Origin of the sequence: Streptomyces sparsogenes subsp. cuspidosporus (assembly GCF_039532705.1) — a bacterium.
Classification (GTDB): Bacteria; Actinomycetota; Actinomycetes; order Streptomycetales; family Streptomycetaceae; genus Streptomyces; species Streptomyces sparsogenes.
This window is the reverse complement of sequence record NZ_BAAASD010000006.1, coordinates 101,023-115,083: the sequence shown is the minus strand read 5'-3', so window position 1 is coordinate 115,083 and position 14,061 is coordinate 101,023. Positions and strand designations below refer to the sequence as shown.

Below are 14,061 nucleotides of genomic sequence, written 5' to 3'. Positions count from 1 at the left end.
GCCCGCGGGGGCCGGCCGGCGGCGGGCTCGTCCCGGTGGGGAGCGCGGCCGAGCTGTCCCTGCCCGCCTGTTACGACGCGGTGGACCTGTACACCTGCGACACCCCGCTCAGCAGCCGGGTGGAGGTGGCGCGCACCCTGGCGGAGTTCGAGAAGGCCCTGGGGCGGCGTCCGACGACGGTGTTCACCCGGGTCGTGGAGTGCCCGGGCGGCCGGGTGCTCGGACACCCGTATCCGCGGGAGGTGCTGCTCGCCGCGCTCGGCACCACCGAGGAGAAGCGGCTGGAGGAGATGTCGGACCGGCTGGCGGGTCCGGCGCACCCCCTGGTCGAGGCCCGCGGTGGCGGCCGGCGCGAGGAGTTGGGCGGGCTGCTGGGCGACCTGCCGGTCCTGCAGCACCGCCCGGGCGACGCCGGTCCGTACATCACGGCGGGCGTGGGCGTGACGACCCGGCCCGACGGGAGCGGGGTGAACCTCGGCTTCTACCGCATCCAGGTGGTGGCGCCCGACGAGGTCCGCATCTTCCTGGACCCGCGCACCGACGGCCACCGCAATATGCGGGCCTGGCTGGAGACCGGTCGGCCGATGCCCATCTCGGTGTTCCTGGGCGCCGATCCGGCCATCTGCGTGGTGGCGGCCTCGCGGCTGCCCGCCGAGGGCGACGACTACCAGATCGCCTCCCGTCTGCTGGGGCGCCCGGTCGGGCTCGACGGCAGCCCTCCGGTGCCGGAGGACGCCACCCATGTCATCGAGGGGCAGGTGCTGGCCCGGGACGCGGTCGAGGGGCCGTTCGGCGAGTTCAAGGGCTATTACGCGGAGGCCCGGCGCAGCAATGTGATGACGGTCTCCAGGGTCGCCGCGGTGCCCGGGGCCCCGTTCCCCACGATCGTGGCGGGGTCCACCTCGGGTCTGACGCTGATGAGCTTCCAGAACGAGTATCTGATGTACGCGCACCTGCGTGGTCGAGGTCACCCTGTGCGCTCGGTACGCTACTCGCTCAAGGCCAGGGGGGAGTTCGTGGCGTACATCGAGTCCGACGAGCCCAGCCAGGAGCTCGTCACGGAGGCGATGGCGTTCGACGTCCGCGCGAAGGTGATCATCTGTGGCCCGGATCTGTCCAACCCCGGGCAGGCGCTGGCCACGTACGGATTCACCACGCGGACGGAGCCGTACTACCGCAAGGGAAGGGTGGAGGGCGAACGCGTGGGCCTGGCCTTGGTCATTCCGCCCGAGGGGCGGCCCACCGAGTACTGAATGAGGACACCAGCATGAGCCGTTTCGACCGTGTGCTGCCCGCCGCCCTGTTGGTGGTGCCGGGGCCCGGGCGCACCGTGACCTTCGTCCACCAGCTCAAGGGGCCGTACGCCGGGAGCTGGCTGCTGCCGGGCGGGGGCATCGAGCCGGGCGAGGCGGTCTGTGACGCGGCGCGGCGGGAGGCCCACGAGGAGACCGGCGTCCTCGTGGACTCCTGCTCGCTGTTCGCCGTCTACGAGTTCACCGGCAAGTGGGAGCAGGGCGACTACCACCTGCTGATGTTCGCCTGCCTGGCCGACCGCGCGTACGAACTGCCCGAGGGCTTCACGGGGCACAACGTGGGCGAGGTCAGGCAGGGCAGGATCGACGACTTCCCGATGCACTCCACGGACCTGAGGATCCTCACCGACGCCGGGCTCGCGTCGTACGACGACGAGGTGATCGCGCGTGCCCTCGCCGAGGACGGCATCACCATGCGCGCGCACCGGGTGGCTTCCTCCGTCACGTGCGGGTGACGCCGCACGTCCGCGTCCGGCTCCGGGGGGCGCCGACGAGGGCGGGCGACAGGGAGTGACAGGTGCTCTGCGGGCAGGCGATGGTCACCCGGGCCGCGCGCAGCCCCTGGGCCAGGGCTTCCCCGGGCGCCCGGCCGGCCGCCACCGCCACGACGAAGGCCGAGGCCAGCGCGTCCCCGGCGCCCGTGTCGTCGGCGCACCCGCCCGGCTCGGCCGGGAGGTGCACCGGGCCGGGGGCGGTCGCGGTGGCCAGGGCCGCCCCGCGGGCGCCGTCGGTGACCACGACCACCCGCGGCCCCCGGCGCAGCAGCAGCCCGGCCTGTTCGCCGGGCCGGGCTGGGCCGCCGGGCCGCCGGCCCAGCAGGGCGCCCGCCTCCTCGGTGTTGAGGATCAGCACGTCGTAGTGGGGCAGCAGATGGGCGCGCGGTCCGAAGTCGGCCTGCCGGGTGGGCAGACAGCACACCGGGACCGCGTGGCGTCTGGCCTGCTGGGACACCCACACCATCAGCTCCTCGTCGAGCCCGCCCTCCATCACCACCGCCCCCGCCGCCTCGATGCGCTCGGCCAGGGCCGGGCCGCACAGCGCCTTGCCCAGGGCCGGGTCGGGGAGGGTGATGCGCGAGGAGATCTGGGAGCCGTGGGCGTCGAGCGTGACGTCGAACCGGCCGATGCCGTCGGCGGCGCGCCGTACGTGGAGGGCGACGCCCAGCCGGGTCAGGGCGCCCTCCAGCTCCGCCGCGTCCGCGCCGGGGCCGGACAGGCCGGCGAAGGTGACGGGGTGGCCGAGCCGGGCCGCGTTCGTCGCTATATTGCGGCCGACGCCGCCGTGGTGCCGCTCCACGGACCACACCGTTTCGCCGCGGCCCGCTGTGCCGTGGAGCATTCCCGCGGCGAAGAACTTACGGTCCATCACCAGCGAGCCGATCACCAGAATGCCGGTGCGCGGCGCGGACCCGTCTTCTGCTGCCACCATGTCGAACGACACCCCCTGGGTTTCCCGCACCGACGCACCACCGTGGAAGCGGAAATGTCGGCGCGAAAGTCGGAGCACGAGGAAAGGTTTTTCGGTCCATGGGCAAGAAGAGCGACACCCCTGATACCGCTGCTGCTGATGCCGCCGCTACTGCTGAAGCAAGGATTCCGGAATCCGGCGAGCACATCACCCATGCCTATTGGTGGCATTTCGCTTTAATTTACCTGGCGGGCGTCATGGCTGCCACCAGCATCGGCAGAATCACTCCCGTATCCATCGCCCTCGAGGACGAGTTGGGGCTGTCCCTGGGTCAGGTGGGCCTGATCGCCTCCTCGGTCACCGCGGTGGCCGCCGTGCTGGGCCTGGCGGCGAGCGTCGCGCTGCGCCCCCTGGACCCGCGGCGGACGCTGGTCGGCGGTCTGGTGGTGATGGGGCTCGCGGGGCTGCTGGTCTCCCGGGCCGGCGGCTTTCCCCTGCTGCTCGGCGGGCGGCTGGTGGAGAGCGTGGGCTATGTGGTCGTCGTGATCGCGGCGCCGGTGCTGGTGATGGGGCTCGGCGACGGCGGGCGCCGCACCACGGCGCTGGCCATCTGGGGCACCTTCATGCCGGTGGGCCTCGCGCTGGGCGCCTTCGGCGGCGGGCTGCTGTCCGCGGCGTTCGGCTGGCGGGCCTCGCTGGCGATCGCCGCGGCCGCCACCCTGGCGATGGCCGGCGCGGCGCTCTGGCTGCCCGGAGCCGGCGCCCGGCAGGACGGGGCGGACGCGGAAGGACACGGCGCGGAAGGACAGGGCGGGGACCCGGCGCGCGGCGAGGTTCCCGGCGACCGCCGGGCGCGCGTCCGGCGGCTCGCCCGGCCGTTCGCGCTCGGCGCCGGCTTCGCCACCATCAGCGCCACGATCGTCTCCTTCGTCGCGCTGTACCCCACCTATCTGCACGACGAGTTCGACGTCCCCACCGCGGCGGCCGGGACCCTCACCGGCAGCGTGTCCTTCGCCGGGGTGGCGGGCGGCTTCGCGGCGAGCGTGCTGCTGCGCCGGGGCGCGCCGATGAAGTACCTTTTCACGGCTGCCCTGTTGATGCCGGTGGGCGCCTTCGCGGCCTTCGGGTCGGCGGGCGGTCTCGGTATCTCCATGACCAGCGCGGTGCTGATCGCGGTGACCAACGAGCTGGTCGTCGCCACCGTCTTCGCGGCCCTGCCCCTGGTGGTGCGGACCAGCGCGGACGTCGGCGTCGCCAACGGTGTGGTGGCCCAGCTCGGCAGCGTCGGATCGCTCGCGGGACCGCCGCTGGTGGGTCTGGTCGTCACGGCGGCCGACGGGTGGTGGGCGGTGGGGCCGGCGCTGCTGGTGGGCTGCGCGGCCGGGGTCGTCCTGCTGCGCACCGCGGTGGGCAGGGCACGACAGGCGTGACCGGTACGGGTGGACGGGCGGGAAGGGTGAACGGCATGACCATCAAGTACGTCGTCTTCGACTGGGCGGGGACCCTCACTCCCTGGCACACGGTGGACCTGGCCGGCATCTGGCTGGAGACCGCTCGCGAGATCGACCCGGACGGCGCTCCGGACCTCGCCCAGCGGCTGCTGCGGGCCGAGCGTGACCTGATGACCCGCTGCCGGGACACGCAGTGCTCCGGCACCCTCGACGAGGTGTTCCGCGCCGTGGGCGTCGCACCGGACGCCACGGCGATCGACACCTACCGGCGGGCGTGGGAGGAGCACACCTATCTCGACCCTGAGGGCGCGGAGCTGTTGCGTACCCTGCGCGAGCGGGAGCTGGGTGTCGGCGTGCTGTCCAACACACTGTGGTCGGCCGACTGGCACCACGAGATCTTCGAGCGGGACGGCGTCCACGACCTCATCGACGCCGCGGTCTACTCCAGCGAGGTGCCCTGGACGAAGCCCAATCCGCTGATCTTCGAGCTGATCGCGGAGCGGCTGGGCGCGGAGGACCCCGGCGCCTGCGCCTTCGTCGGCGACCGGCTCTTCGAGGACATCTGGGGCGCGCGACAGGCCCGGATGCGGACCATCTGGGTGCCCCACAGCGAGATCCCCGAGGAAGAGCTGGGATCCGACTCGGCGGTGCCCGACGCCACCGCGCACACCCTCAAGGACGTGCTGACGGTGCTCGACTCCTGGGCGTCGCGGCAGCCGGCCCGCTGACCGCGGCGCGGCCCGGCAGGGCGCCGTCCGCCCCTGTCCGGGCCGCCCGGGCCCGGGGCTCGGCGCCCTTCATCTCTTCACAGGATCGGCATTTGCTTCACACGGTCTTCACGGTAGGCTCCCGGGTCATGTCAGGTGCATGGTGATGCGCCGTGTGATGGGAGAACTTCCTGTGCCCCGTTCCAGATCCAAGCGCCGCGCCTCAGCCGCGCTCACCGCCGCCCTCACCGCGGTGGCGTTGTCCTCCATGAGCCCCGCCCTGGCCTACTCGGGCAGCGGCGCCGCCGCGTACGCGGACAAGTACGCGCTCAACCCCAACACCCCCGCGTATCCGGTGTTCGGCGCGGACTGCACCAACTTCGTGTCCCAGGCCCTCCACGTGGGTGGCGGATACCCGTTCCGCGGGGCCTACACCAACGAGTCGAGCGAGAAGGTGTGGTGGAGCCGCGGCAGCGGCCCGACCAAGGACACCTTCAGCTGGAGCGCCTCCTGGGTGGGGGCCTACGAGCTCTACCGCTTCCTGCTGGCCGACCAGCCGGGCGGCCACCCCAAGGGCACCGCGCCCGGGTCCTCGACCGACTACTGGACGCCCGACAGCGTGGTCACCGGCGACGTGCTCTTCTACGACTGGGGCCAGGGCGAGGGCGTCAGCCACGCGGCGATGCAGGTCGGCTACGGCGCCGACGCCAACAAGCCGGAGTGGAAGGGCAACTACGTGGACTACCACACCACGAACCGGTACCACGCCTTCTGGTCCCTGAAGCCGTACAACGCCGCGTGGGCGACGACCACGATCTACTTCATGAACATCGACCCGGCCAACAAGTGACCCGTCGCCACCCCCGCGAACCGGAGAGAGCCATGCCCCCTGTCAAGCACACCTGGCGCCTCGCCACATCGCTCGGCGCCCTGGCCGTCGTGGCCACAGGCGGCGTCCTCGCCCTGAGCGGCGCCGGCCAGGCGTCCGGGAACCAGCAGACCGAGGCCGGTCTGGTCCGGGCCGACACCGCCCAACTGCCCGAGGTCAAGAGCGCCTTCACCGCCGCCATCAAGGCCAGCCGCGCCGCCCAGGCTCCCCCGGCGTCCGCCGTCGGCGACGTGTCGAGCCTGGCGGCGGGCCAGGCCGCGCCGGAGATCAGCGCCTCGGTACGCCGGCAGCAGCTGGCGGCCGGCCTCGACAGCCTCGCCAAGCACTTCACCCCCGCCCAGGCCGAACACGAGGCGGTCGGCCTGCGCAACGCGGTCGCCGAGGAGGCGAACCCGGCGTTCCGCAACCTCGGCAGCGGCGCGTCCAGGATCACCTTCACGCGGGTGGGCGTGTCCGGCTCGACCGCGACGGTCCAGGCGCAGGTCACCATCTGGGCGAAGTTCCAGCAGCAGTTGGACGGCAAGTGGGTCACGGCCAACCCGGTCAACGTCATGAACTACACGGCCACCCTCGCCAAGGACGACTCGGGCCGATGGCTCGTCAGCTCCCTGGCGGGCGACTTCGCCCCGAACGAGGGTCCGTGAGCCCACGCCGCCTCGCAGCCGGTGGCCTGGCCGCCGCCCTGGCCGTCACCCTGGCCACCGGCTGTGCGTACACCGCCGCCCCGCCGAGCGCGGGGGAACAGCTCGTCGAGCGGGTCCGCGGCGCCTACCAGCGGACCACCGCGCTGCCCGCCGTGTCCGCCGCCGTCACCGAGACCGTCCAGTCCGGCACCAGTCCGGTGGCGCAGGGCACGGGCACGGTCACCTGGGAGTTCGCCCGGAAGACCGGGGAGACGCGGCTGACCGTGGACGGTCGGACGCCGGTGGTCGCCGTCCGGGTCAAGGACACCTTCTACGAGGCCAGGACGCGCGCCTCCCTGGCCGGCACGGGACGGGACCTCGTCCGGGACGGCCGCCGGGACGCCAGGGCCCTGCCGCAGATCCAGGCCCCCGGGCTCGACCCGTTCCAGCTGACCACCCTCCTGGACGCCACGTCGTGGCCGGACTCCCTCGTCAGCGCCCAGCCGGTGGTCACCTCCGACGCCGACGGCCGGCACACCGAGTACCAACTGGGTGTGGACACCGCGAAGCTCGCCGCGCACGCGCCGGCGGGCGACCGGGCCTGGCTGACCGAGATGTCGCGCCGGCCGGGCGGGGCCACCGTCCCCGTGGTCGTCACCCTCGCCCACGGGCGCCTCGCCACCCTCGCGGCACGGCTGCCCGTCCCCGGGCCGCCGTCCGCCGCGAAGGCGGCCACCGGCGCGAGCGCCCTCCCCGCGCCCAAGTCCATGAGCATCCTCGTCTCCGCCCGGTTCGACTACGCCACGAAGCCGGAGCGGATCACCCCGCCCACGTGAGGCACGCGGCGGGCGCGGGCCGGCATACCGCGACGCCGCCCCAGGTGCGAGGCTGAGAGGAGACACCACTCTCAGACACCACTCTCAGACACCACTCCCAGACACCACTCCCAGCCATCACTCTCAGACACCCCTCTCAGACACCACTCCCAGCCATCACTCTCAGACATCACTCTCAGACATCACTCCCAGACACGACTCTCAGACGCCACTCGCCGGCGTCACTCCCAGACGCCGCTCAGTGGAGACCACCGCACCCGGGAGGAGGGCCATACGATGACGAACCACACCCCGGAACAGGACCCCGCCACCCGCGCGGGCTCCGTGGGCACGCAGAGTGAGGAGGACCGGCTGCGGCTGCTGGAGACGCAGGTGCAGACCCTGGCGGACGCGGTCCGGGCGCTCGCCCAGGGCCTGGAGAACATCCCGACGCAGGACCCCGCCCTGGCGGCGCAGGCGGCGGCCCGCGGCGCCCGGCTGGCCCACGAGCTGCTGCTCTCCCAGGGCCTGTAGCCGTGGCGCGGCGTCCCGGCCCCCGGGACGGCTCCGCCCTCGGCGCCCGCTTCTGACGCGGAAGGCGCCCCGGCTCGGCGGGCCCGGTCAGCCGGCCGAGGCGCTCTCCAGCACCTCGTCGACCTCCTGCCGCTCGGCCGGCCCGGTGGGCTGGGCGATGCCGAGGAGGAAGGCCGACCGGCTGTCCCGCGCGGCGATGAGGGTCAGGCGGAGGTGGCCGGTGCCACCTTCGCCGTCGCGCACCTCGAGCGCCACCGTGTACGCGGGGCGGTCGCCGACCGTGGTGGCCCGCGACTCCCTGAGCGTCGAGTGGCCGTCCGGGTAGAAGAACTCCGCGTTCGACCGGGCCGCGCTCTCCGTGCGCTCCTTCAGCGCGGACCGCGGCACCGGCCCGCCCCGGCCGGCGAGCACGACGCCGCCCCCTTCCTCGCCCCCGGTGTTCTCCCTGGTGATCGACGAGGTGAAGGCGTCCACCAGGTCGCCCTTCTCGTCGCGCCGCCAGCCCTCCGGCACGGCGTAGGAGACGCCGGCCGCCCGGTCCGTCACCCGCGGTCGCCCGGCCAGCGGGGAGCCGTCCTCGTCGCGCGTCAGCCACCAGGCGGTGGCGGCCCCTGCGATCAGCACGAGGACCGACAGCACGACGGCGACGAGGCGGTTCCGGGAGCGGCGGGCCGGGGCCTGGTCCCCGCCCGGCACGGCGGGCGGGGGGCCGACGAGAGGTGGCGTGGTCATGCCCTCATCCTGCCAGCCCTGGGTAAGGTCATCGGGGGCCGGCGGCACACGCCGCGGTCCAGGGCGGTGGGAAAGGACGCGTCATGACAGCCGGCATACTCCGCGTGGTGGTCCTCGACCCGAAACTCGCCCCACTGCGTGCCGAGTTCGAGGCCGCGCTGCCGGACGGGGCGTCCGTGAGCTGGCCCGACCCCCAGGACACCGAGGCGGTGGAGGCCGCCCTGAAGACGGCGGACGTGCTGGTCTCGGGGCAGTGCACCGGCCGGATGGCCGCGCTCGCCCCCGGGCTGCGGCTGGTCCACACGGCCGGCGCCGGCACGGACAGGATCGACACGGCCTCGCTGGCCCCGGGGACCCAGGTCGCCAACACCTTCCACCACGAGGACTCGATCGCCGAGTACGCCGTGTCGGCGGCCATCCTGCTGCGGCGCGGCTTCCTGCGGCAGCACGAGGCGCTGCGCCACGGGCGGTGGGACTCCCCGGCGTACGACCCGGGCTCCCCCTGGGTCGACACGCTGGGCGCGGCGACGGTCGGGTTCGTGGGCTTCGGGCACATCGGCGCGCGCTGCTGGCAGCGGTTCCGGGCGTTCGGCGCGCGGGGCGTGGCGGTCACCCGGCGCGGTGGGGTGGACGCGGCGGCCGAGGGGCTGGCCTGGTCCGGCACCATCGACGACCTCGGGCCCCTGCTGGAGGGCTCGGACGTGGTGGTGATCTCGGCCCCGCTCACCTCCGGGACCAGGGGGCTGATCGGCGCGGCCGAGCTGTCCCGGATGCGCTCGACGGCGGTGCTGGTCAACGTCGGCCGGGGCCCGGTGGTGGACGAGGACGCGCTCTACCGCGCCCTGAGCGACCGCGCCATCGGCGGCGCCGCGCTGGACGTCTGGTACCGCTACCCGGTCGACGGGCATTCCGCGGCCCCCGCCGAGCACCCCTTCGGGACGCTGGACAACGTCCTGATGACCCCCCACTCCTCGGGCGTCACCCGGCAGACCTTCGCGCGCCGGGCCGATGACATCGCCGCCAACATCCGGCGGCTGGCCGCCGGGGAGCCGCTGCACAACGTCGTGGCGGTGGCCCGGTGAACCCACGCCCCCTCTGATCGGACCTTTCCCCGCGAGCGGACGTCAACACGACATGGCTCGCCGGATCCGGCACCGTCACCACCACGCGGGGCAGCGTCCGCTTCGCCATGCTGGTCCACAACTCCCGCACCGCCCTGCCGGGAGCGGCAACTTCCGCGCCCACCGGGACAGTTACGCCCACCCCGTGGGGGCGCGGTGCGGGCGGGCCGCTTACGATCCTGTGCGAAGACGCCGCGTTCGAGGGCGCGATCGCGGATCGCGCCCCGAAGGCCGGAAAAGCCCTGAAACGAGGAGAACACACGTGACCGCTCAAGGGGTAGCAGCCCAGACGGGAAGCGGACCGGAGCCCCCCAGCAGCCCCCTCAACCAGGGCCGGCCGCACAGCGCCCGGATGTACGACTACTTCCTGGGCGGCAAGGACAACTACGTCGCCGACCGCCAGGCCGCCGCCAAGGTGCTCACCATGTGGCCGGGCGTCATGATCGCCGCCCGTACCAACCGCGCCTTCATGCACCGGGCGATCCGGTACCTCGCCGCCGAGCGCGGCATCCGCCAGTTCCTCGACATCGGCACCGGCATTCCGACCAGCCCCAACCTTCACGAGGTCGCGCAGTCGGTCGCCCCGGACGCGCGGGTCGTCTACGCCGACAACGACCCGATCGTCCTCGCCCACGCCCAGACCCTGCTCAGCAGCCACCCGCGGGGGCGGACCGCCTACGTCGACGCGAACGTCGCCGAGCCGGACACCATCCTGAGCGCCCCGGAGCTCACCGAGGTGCTGGACCTGTCCCAGCCCGTCGCCCTGAGCCTGTGCGCGCTGCTGCACTTCGTCCCCGACGAGTGGGACCCGTACGGGATCGTGCAGCGGCTGCTGGAGCCGCTCGCCCCCGGGTCGTACCTGGTGCTCAGCCACATCACGCCGGACTTCGACCCCGAGGCGACCCAGCGGACCGTGCAGATCTACCACAGCGGCGGCATTCCGGGGAAGATCCGCACCAAGGCCGAGGTGGAGCGGTTCTTCACGGGGCTGGAGCTGGTCGAGCCGGGGATCGAGGTGCCGCACCGCTGGCGCCCCGACCCTGCGGCCGCGGATCCCGGGTCGGGCACCGGCGATGTGACCGACGAAGAGGTCTCCTTCTGGGTGGGAGTCGCCCGCAAGCCGGCCTCCTGACCCGTCCGGCCGCCCCGGCCACCGCCACGGCCCCGTACGACTGCGGTGTCCTGGGCGGCGCGAGGATCACCCTCCACGCCGCCCAGAACGGCACCACGGGCATTATCACGCTGCGGCCGGAGCTGACCGTCGCGGTCCCGGTCCCGGCGCACTTATGGTGTGTGGCCGACCGCCTCGGCGTAGAAGGAGCGGTCCACGACCCGGTCCTCGGGCAGCGGGTCGCCGTCGGTGACCCCGGCCTCGGCGTAGGCCTCCTGGAGGCGGGCCACCGTGCGGTCGCGGATCTCCCAGTCCATGCGCAGCGACGGCACGGCCGCCAATGTCTCGGGGTCGGTCCTGAGGACCTCGCCGAGCTCCTTCACAAACGCCTTGTCCTTCTTGTAGTCCCCGGCGAAGTAGGTGTTGACGGTGCGGATGTAGGCGCGCAGGAACGCGACGCCGGCGTCCGGGTTCCCGGTCAGCAGGCCGGGGCCGAAGAGCAGGCCGCCGAGCGGCTCGCCCGGTGGCTGGCCGCCGAGGAAGGAGTACCCGGGCTCGCCCTCCACCTCGCGCCACACCGGGTCGAGCAGCCAGGCCGCGTCCACGGCGCCCCTCTTCAGCGCGGTGAGGACCTCGGCGGGGCCGAGCTGCTGGAAGCGGACGAGTTTCATGTCCGCCTTGTTCCGGGAGAGCACCTGCCGCATCGGATACATGATCACCGAGCCCTTGCCGATGATCGTGCCGACGGTGCGGTGCTCGAGGCCGGGCGCGCCCGGCTCCTGCCCCGGGCCCCGCTTGACCCACAGTCCGCTCTTGGACCCGGGCCCGGGCGAGAAGTTCCCGGCGACCCAGCGGATGTCGAAGCCCTGCCGGATGCCGCCCAGCACCGCGGCCTCCGGCGCCGCGTACTGGACGTCGATGTCGCCCTTGGCCAGCAGCGGCAGCGCGTCGGGGGTGGGCAGCAGCTTCACCTCGACGTCGAGGCCCTCCCTGGCGAACTCGCCCTTGGCCCGGGCGATCTGCAGCGGCGCCAGGTACTCGGCGTTCAGGGTGGACGCGGAGACGACGATCCTGGTCTTCTTCTCGAGCGGCTTCGGCGCGGGCGCGCCGGGCGCGCAGCGGGCGGGCCGGCGGTCGCGGGACTGATCGGAGGGGTCGGTCCAGCCCTTGGCGCACCCGGCGACCGGGCTGACCGAGCGGCCCTGGCGCGCGGGGCCCGATCGCGCCGGCCCGGAGGGCTGGGCGTCGCAGGCGGCGAGGGGCGCGAGCAGGCCCAGCAGGGTCACGGCCGTGGCCAGGGCGCGGGCGGGGGCGCGGGCGGGTCCGGGTGCCATGGGGTCGCCTTCCGGGGTCAGGGCTGGGGGGTGTCTTGCGGATGAGCTGGATCAGCGAGCGGCGTCTGGGGCGTCCAGCCGCAAGGCGGAGGAGGAGAGCGCAGCGGCGCTGCGTGCGACGACGACAACGCAGCCGGGGGCACCTCCCAGCGGTAGCCGGGGGCGGGCGTGCCAGGCGTCGGGAGCCCAGCATGATCCGCAAGACACCCCCCTAGTGGCGGCCGCGGTCATGGGGGGCCCAGGGGGTGAGCCGGCGGCCGAGGAGACGCACGAGTTCGGAGAAGACCACGCCGAGCACGGCCACGCAGACGATGCCGACGAACATCACGTCGTTGCGGAACAGCGCCCGCGAGTCGAAGACGAGGTGGCCGAGGCCGCTGTCCGCGGCGATCTGCTCGGAGGCGACGATCACCAGGACCGCCACCCCGGCGGCGACCCGCATGCCCACCAGGACCTGCGGCAGCGAGGCGGGCAGCAGGACGTGGCGGAACATCTGCCAGGGTCCGGCGCCGAAGACCTGGCCGGCCTCCCGGTATCCCTCGGCGACGCCCATCACGGCCGCCATCGTGGAGATCCAGACGAAGAAGAACACGGTGGTGGCCACGAGGGCGATCTGCGGGCCCTCCCCGAGCCCGAACATGTTGAGGAACACCGGCAGCAGGGCGAGCTTGGGCACCACGTACAGCGCGTCGAGGAGGGGTTCGAGCGCCGCGCGCACTATTCGCAGCGCGCCCATCAGCAGTCCGATGGCGTAGCCGGCGGCCGTGCCGACCGCGTAGCCGGCGACGACCCGCTGGAGGGTGGCCCGCACGTCCGGCCACAGCTTGCCGTCGGCGGCGCGCTGCCAGCCGTCGGCCGCGATGGTGGACGGCGCGGGGTAGACACGGGGGTCGACCCAGTGGCGGTACGCGGCGAGCTGCCACAGCAGGACCAGCGCGGTGGGGACGGCGACGGCCAGGGAGATCTCGAGGGCGAGGCGGCGCCGGTGAGCGCGGACCGGGTCGCGCTCCCGGGGCCCGGGGCGCCGCACCAGCAGGATCTCGACGGGCCCGGCCCGGTCCTCGCCGACCCGGGCGGTGTCGTCCGCGCCGACGTCCGTCTCGCCGCTCATGAGCGCCTCCCCGGCGCCCGGGCCGTCACGGCGTCGCCTGGCCCGGGCCGCTGGACCTCCCCGCGCAGCAGCTCCCACAGCTCGGCATGCAGCTCGGCGAACTCCGGGGAGCGGCGCAGCCGTCCGGTGCGCGGGCGCTCGAACGGCGGCCGCCGTTCGGCGATCACCCGGCCGGGTCTGGCCGACATCACCACCACCCGGTCCCCGAGCACGATCGCCTCCTCCAGGCTGTGGGTGACGAACAGCGCGGTGGTACGGGTCGCCTGGCACACGGCGAGCAGCTCGTCCTGGAGGATGGTGCGCAGCTGGGCGTCGAGCGCGGCGAACGGCTCGTCCATCAGCAGCACCTCCGGCTCCACCGCGAGTGCGCGGGCGATGGCGACCCGCTGCCGCATGCCGCCGGACAGCGCGGCCGGGTAGGCGTCGGCGAAATCGGCGAGGCCCAGCCGGCGCAGCCAGTCCCGGGCCCGCGCGTCGGCGGCCTTGCGCGGCACGCGCTGCACGTCGAGGCCGAAGCGGACGTTGGCGAGCACGGTCTTCCAGTCGTAGATCCCGTAGTCCTGCGGGATCATCGCGGCCGGGTGGCGGCGGCCCGCGCGCAGCTCGACCTCGCCGTCGCTGGGGCGGACGAGCCCGGCGACGATGCGCAGGAAGGTGGACTTGCCGCAGCCGGACGGGCCGACGACGCAGCAGAACTCCCCGTGGGCCACGTCGAGGTCGAGTGGCCCGAGCGCGTCCACCCGCCCGCCTCTGTGCCCGAAAGCGCGGGTCACCGCGCGGGCGCGCACCTTCGGCGGGCGGGTGGGTGTGGTGAGCGGCTCCACCCCGTGCCTCCTGATCCGATCGGCCGGGCCCGGTACGGACGCGACTGCGTGATCTGTGCTCCCCGAAAAGATATGACGGTGTGTCAGAT

At 73.6% G+C, this 14,061-nt stretch carries 15 protein-coding genes; 10 read left to right on the top strand and 5 right to left on the bottom strand.

All coding sequences use genetic code 11. The annotated features are described in order from the left end of the window. Positions 1–35 precede the first annotated feature (35 nt). Both ABFY07_RS10105 and ABFY07_RS10100 read left to right on the top strand, forming a co-directional pair. Positions 36–1,253 carry a UbiD family decarboxylase gene (locus ABFY07_RS10105; RefSeq protein WP_346174149.1) on the top strand — a complete coding sequence of 406 codons (1,218 nt, stop codon included), beginning with the start codon at positions 36–38 and terminating at the stop codon, positions 1,251–1,253. A 14-nt stretch (positions 1,254–1,267) separates the two neighbouring features. Continuing rightward, positions 1,268–1,768 carry an NUDIX hydrolase gene (locus ABFY07_RS10100; protein ID WP_076971993.1) on the top strand — a complete coding sequence of 167 codons (501 nt, stop codon included), beginning with the start codon at positions 1,268–1,270 and terminating at the stop codon, positions 1,766–1,768. Here the strand turns inward: ABFY07_RS10100 and ABFY07_RS10095 are convergent. Continuing rightward, the gene (locus ABFY07_RS10095) at positions 1,755–2,741 is read right to left on the bottom strand and encodes a carbohydrate kinase family protein (protein WP_346174148.1); all 987 of its coding nucleotides are present in this window, start codon (positions 2,739–2,741) and stop codon (positions 1,755–1,757) included. The two genes, ABFY07_RS10100 and ABFY07_RS10095, sit on opposite strands and share 14 nt — an antisense overlap. Before the next feature lie 98 nt (positions 2,742–2,839). Between ABFY07_RS10095 and ABFY07_RS10090 the strand changes: the two genes are divergently transcribed. The 6 genes from ABFY07_RS10090 to ABFY07_RS10065 all read left to right on the top strand — a co-directional run bounded on the left by ABFY07_RS10090 (position 2,840) and on the right by ABFY07_RS10065 (position 7,739). Further along, a complete protein-coding gene (locus tag ABFY07_RS10090; protein ID WP_346174147.1) occupies positions 2,840–4,150 on the top strand; it encodes an MFS transporter in 1,311 nt (436 codons plus the stop codon). A gap of 35 nt (positions 4,151–4,185) precedes the next feature. After that, complete coding sequence (locus tag ABFY07_RS10085) at positions 4,186–4,899, top strand: HAD family hydrolase (protein ID WP_346174146.1); 714 nt, start codon at positions 4,186–4,188, stop codon at positions 4,897–4,899. 172 nt (positions 4,900–5,071) lie between these two features. Further along, the gene (locus ABFY07_RS10080; protein ID WP_346174145.1) at positions 5,072–5,728 is read left to right on the top strand and encodes an amidase domain-containing protein; all 657 of its coding nucleotides are present in this window, start codon (positions 5,072–5,074) and stop codon (positions 5,726–5,728) included. 32 nt (positions 5,729–5,760) lie between these two features. Beyond that, a complete protein-coding gene (locus ABFY07_RS10075; RefSeq protein WP_346174144.1) occupies positions 5,761–6,411 on the top strand; it encodes a hypothetical protein in 651 nt (216 codons plus the stop codon). Further along, positions 6,408–7,226: a hypothetical protein gene (locus ABFY07_RS10070; protein WP_346174143.1), complete on the top strand. Its 819-nt coding sequence runs from the start codon at positions 6,408–6,410 to the stop codon at positions 7,224–7,226. Before ABFY07_RS10075 ends, ABFY07_RS10070 begins: the two co-directional genes overlap by 4 nt. 276 nt (positions 7,227–7,502) lie before the next feature. Further along, positions 7,503–7,739 carry a hypothetical protein gene (locus ABFY07_RS10065; protein WP_346174142.1) on the top strand — a complete coding sequence of 79 codons (237 nt, stop codon included), beginning with the start codon at positions 7,503–7,505 and terminating at the stop codon, positions 7,737–7,739. A gap of 87 nt (positions 7,740–7,826) precedes the next feature. Here the strand turns inward: ABFY07_RS10065 and ABFY07_RS10060 are convergent, their stop codons facing one another. After that, complete coding sequence (locus ABFY07_RS10060; RefSeq protein ID WP_346174141.1) at positions 7,827–8,471, bottom strand: hypothetical protein; 645 nt, start codon at positions 8,469–8,471, stop codon at positions 7,827–7,829. 83 nt (positions 8,472–8,554) lie between these two features. On the opposite strand from ABFY07_RS10060, the gene ABFY07_RS10055 reads away from it, so the two are divergent. Then, positions 8,555–9,553, top strand: a complete 999-nt coding sequence (locus ABFY07_RS10055; RefSeq protein WP_346174140.1) for a 2-hydroxyacid dehydrogenase — start codon at positions 8,555–8,557, stop codon at positions 9,551–9,553. Positions 9,554–9,854: 301 nt separating this feature from the next. Continuing rightward, positions 9,855–10,724 (top strand): SAM-dependent methyltransferase, encoded by an 870-nt coding sequence (locus ABFY07_RS10050; RefSeq protein ID WP_346174139.1) that lies wholly within the window; start codon positions 9,855–9,857, stop codon positions 10,722–10,724. Positions 10,725–10,876: 152 nt separating this feature from the next. On the opposite strand, the gene ABFY07_RS10045 is transcribed toward ABFY07_RS10050, so the two are convergent. The 3 genes from ABFY07_RS10045 to ABFY07_RS10035 form a co-directional block, all read right to left on the bottom strand. Then, positions 10,877–12,037: an ABC transporter substrate-binding protein gene (locus tag ABFY07_RS10045; RefSeq protein WP_346174138.1), complete on the bottom strand. Its 1,161-nt coding sequence runs from the start codon at positions 12,035–12,037 to the stop codon at positions 10,877–10,879. 211 nt (positions 12,038–12,248) lie between these two features. Next, a complete protein-coding gene (locus tag ABFY07_RS10040; RefSeq protein ID WP_346174137.1) occupies positions 12,249–13,148 on the bottom strand; it encodes an ABC transporter permease in 900 nt (299 codons plus the stop codon). Continuing rightward, positions 13,145–13,972 (bottom strand): ABC transporter ATP-binding protein, encoded by an 828-nt coding sequence (locus ABFY07_RS10035; protein WP_346174136.1) that lies wholly within the window; start codon positions 13,970–13,972, stop codon positions 13,145–13,147. The genes ABFY07_RS10040 and ABFY07_RS10035 overlap by 4 nt, the downstream gene beginning before the upstream one ends. Positions 13,973–14,061: the final 89 nt, after the last annotated feature.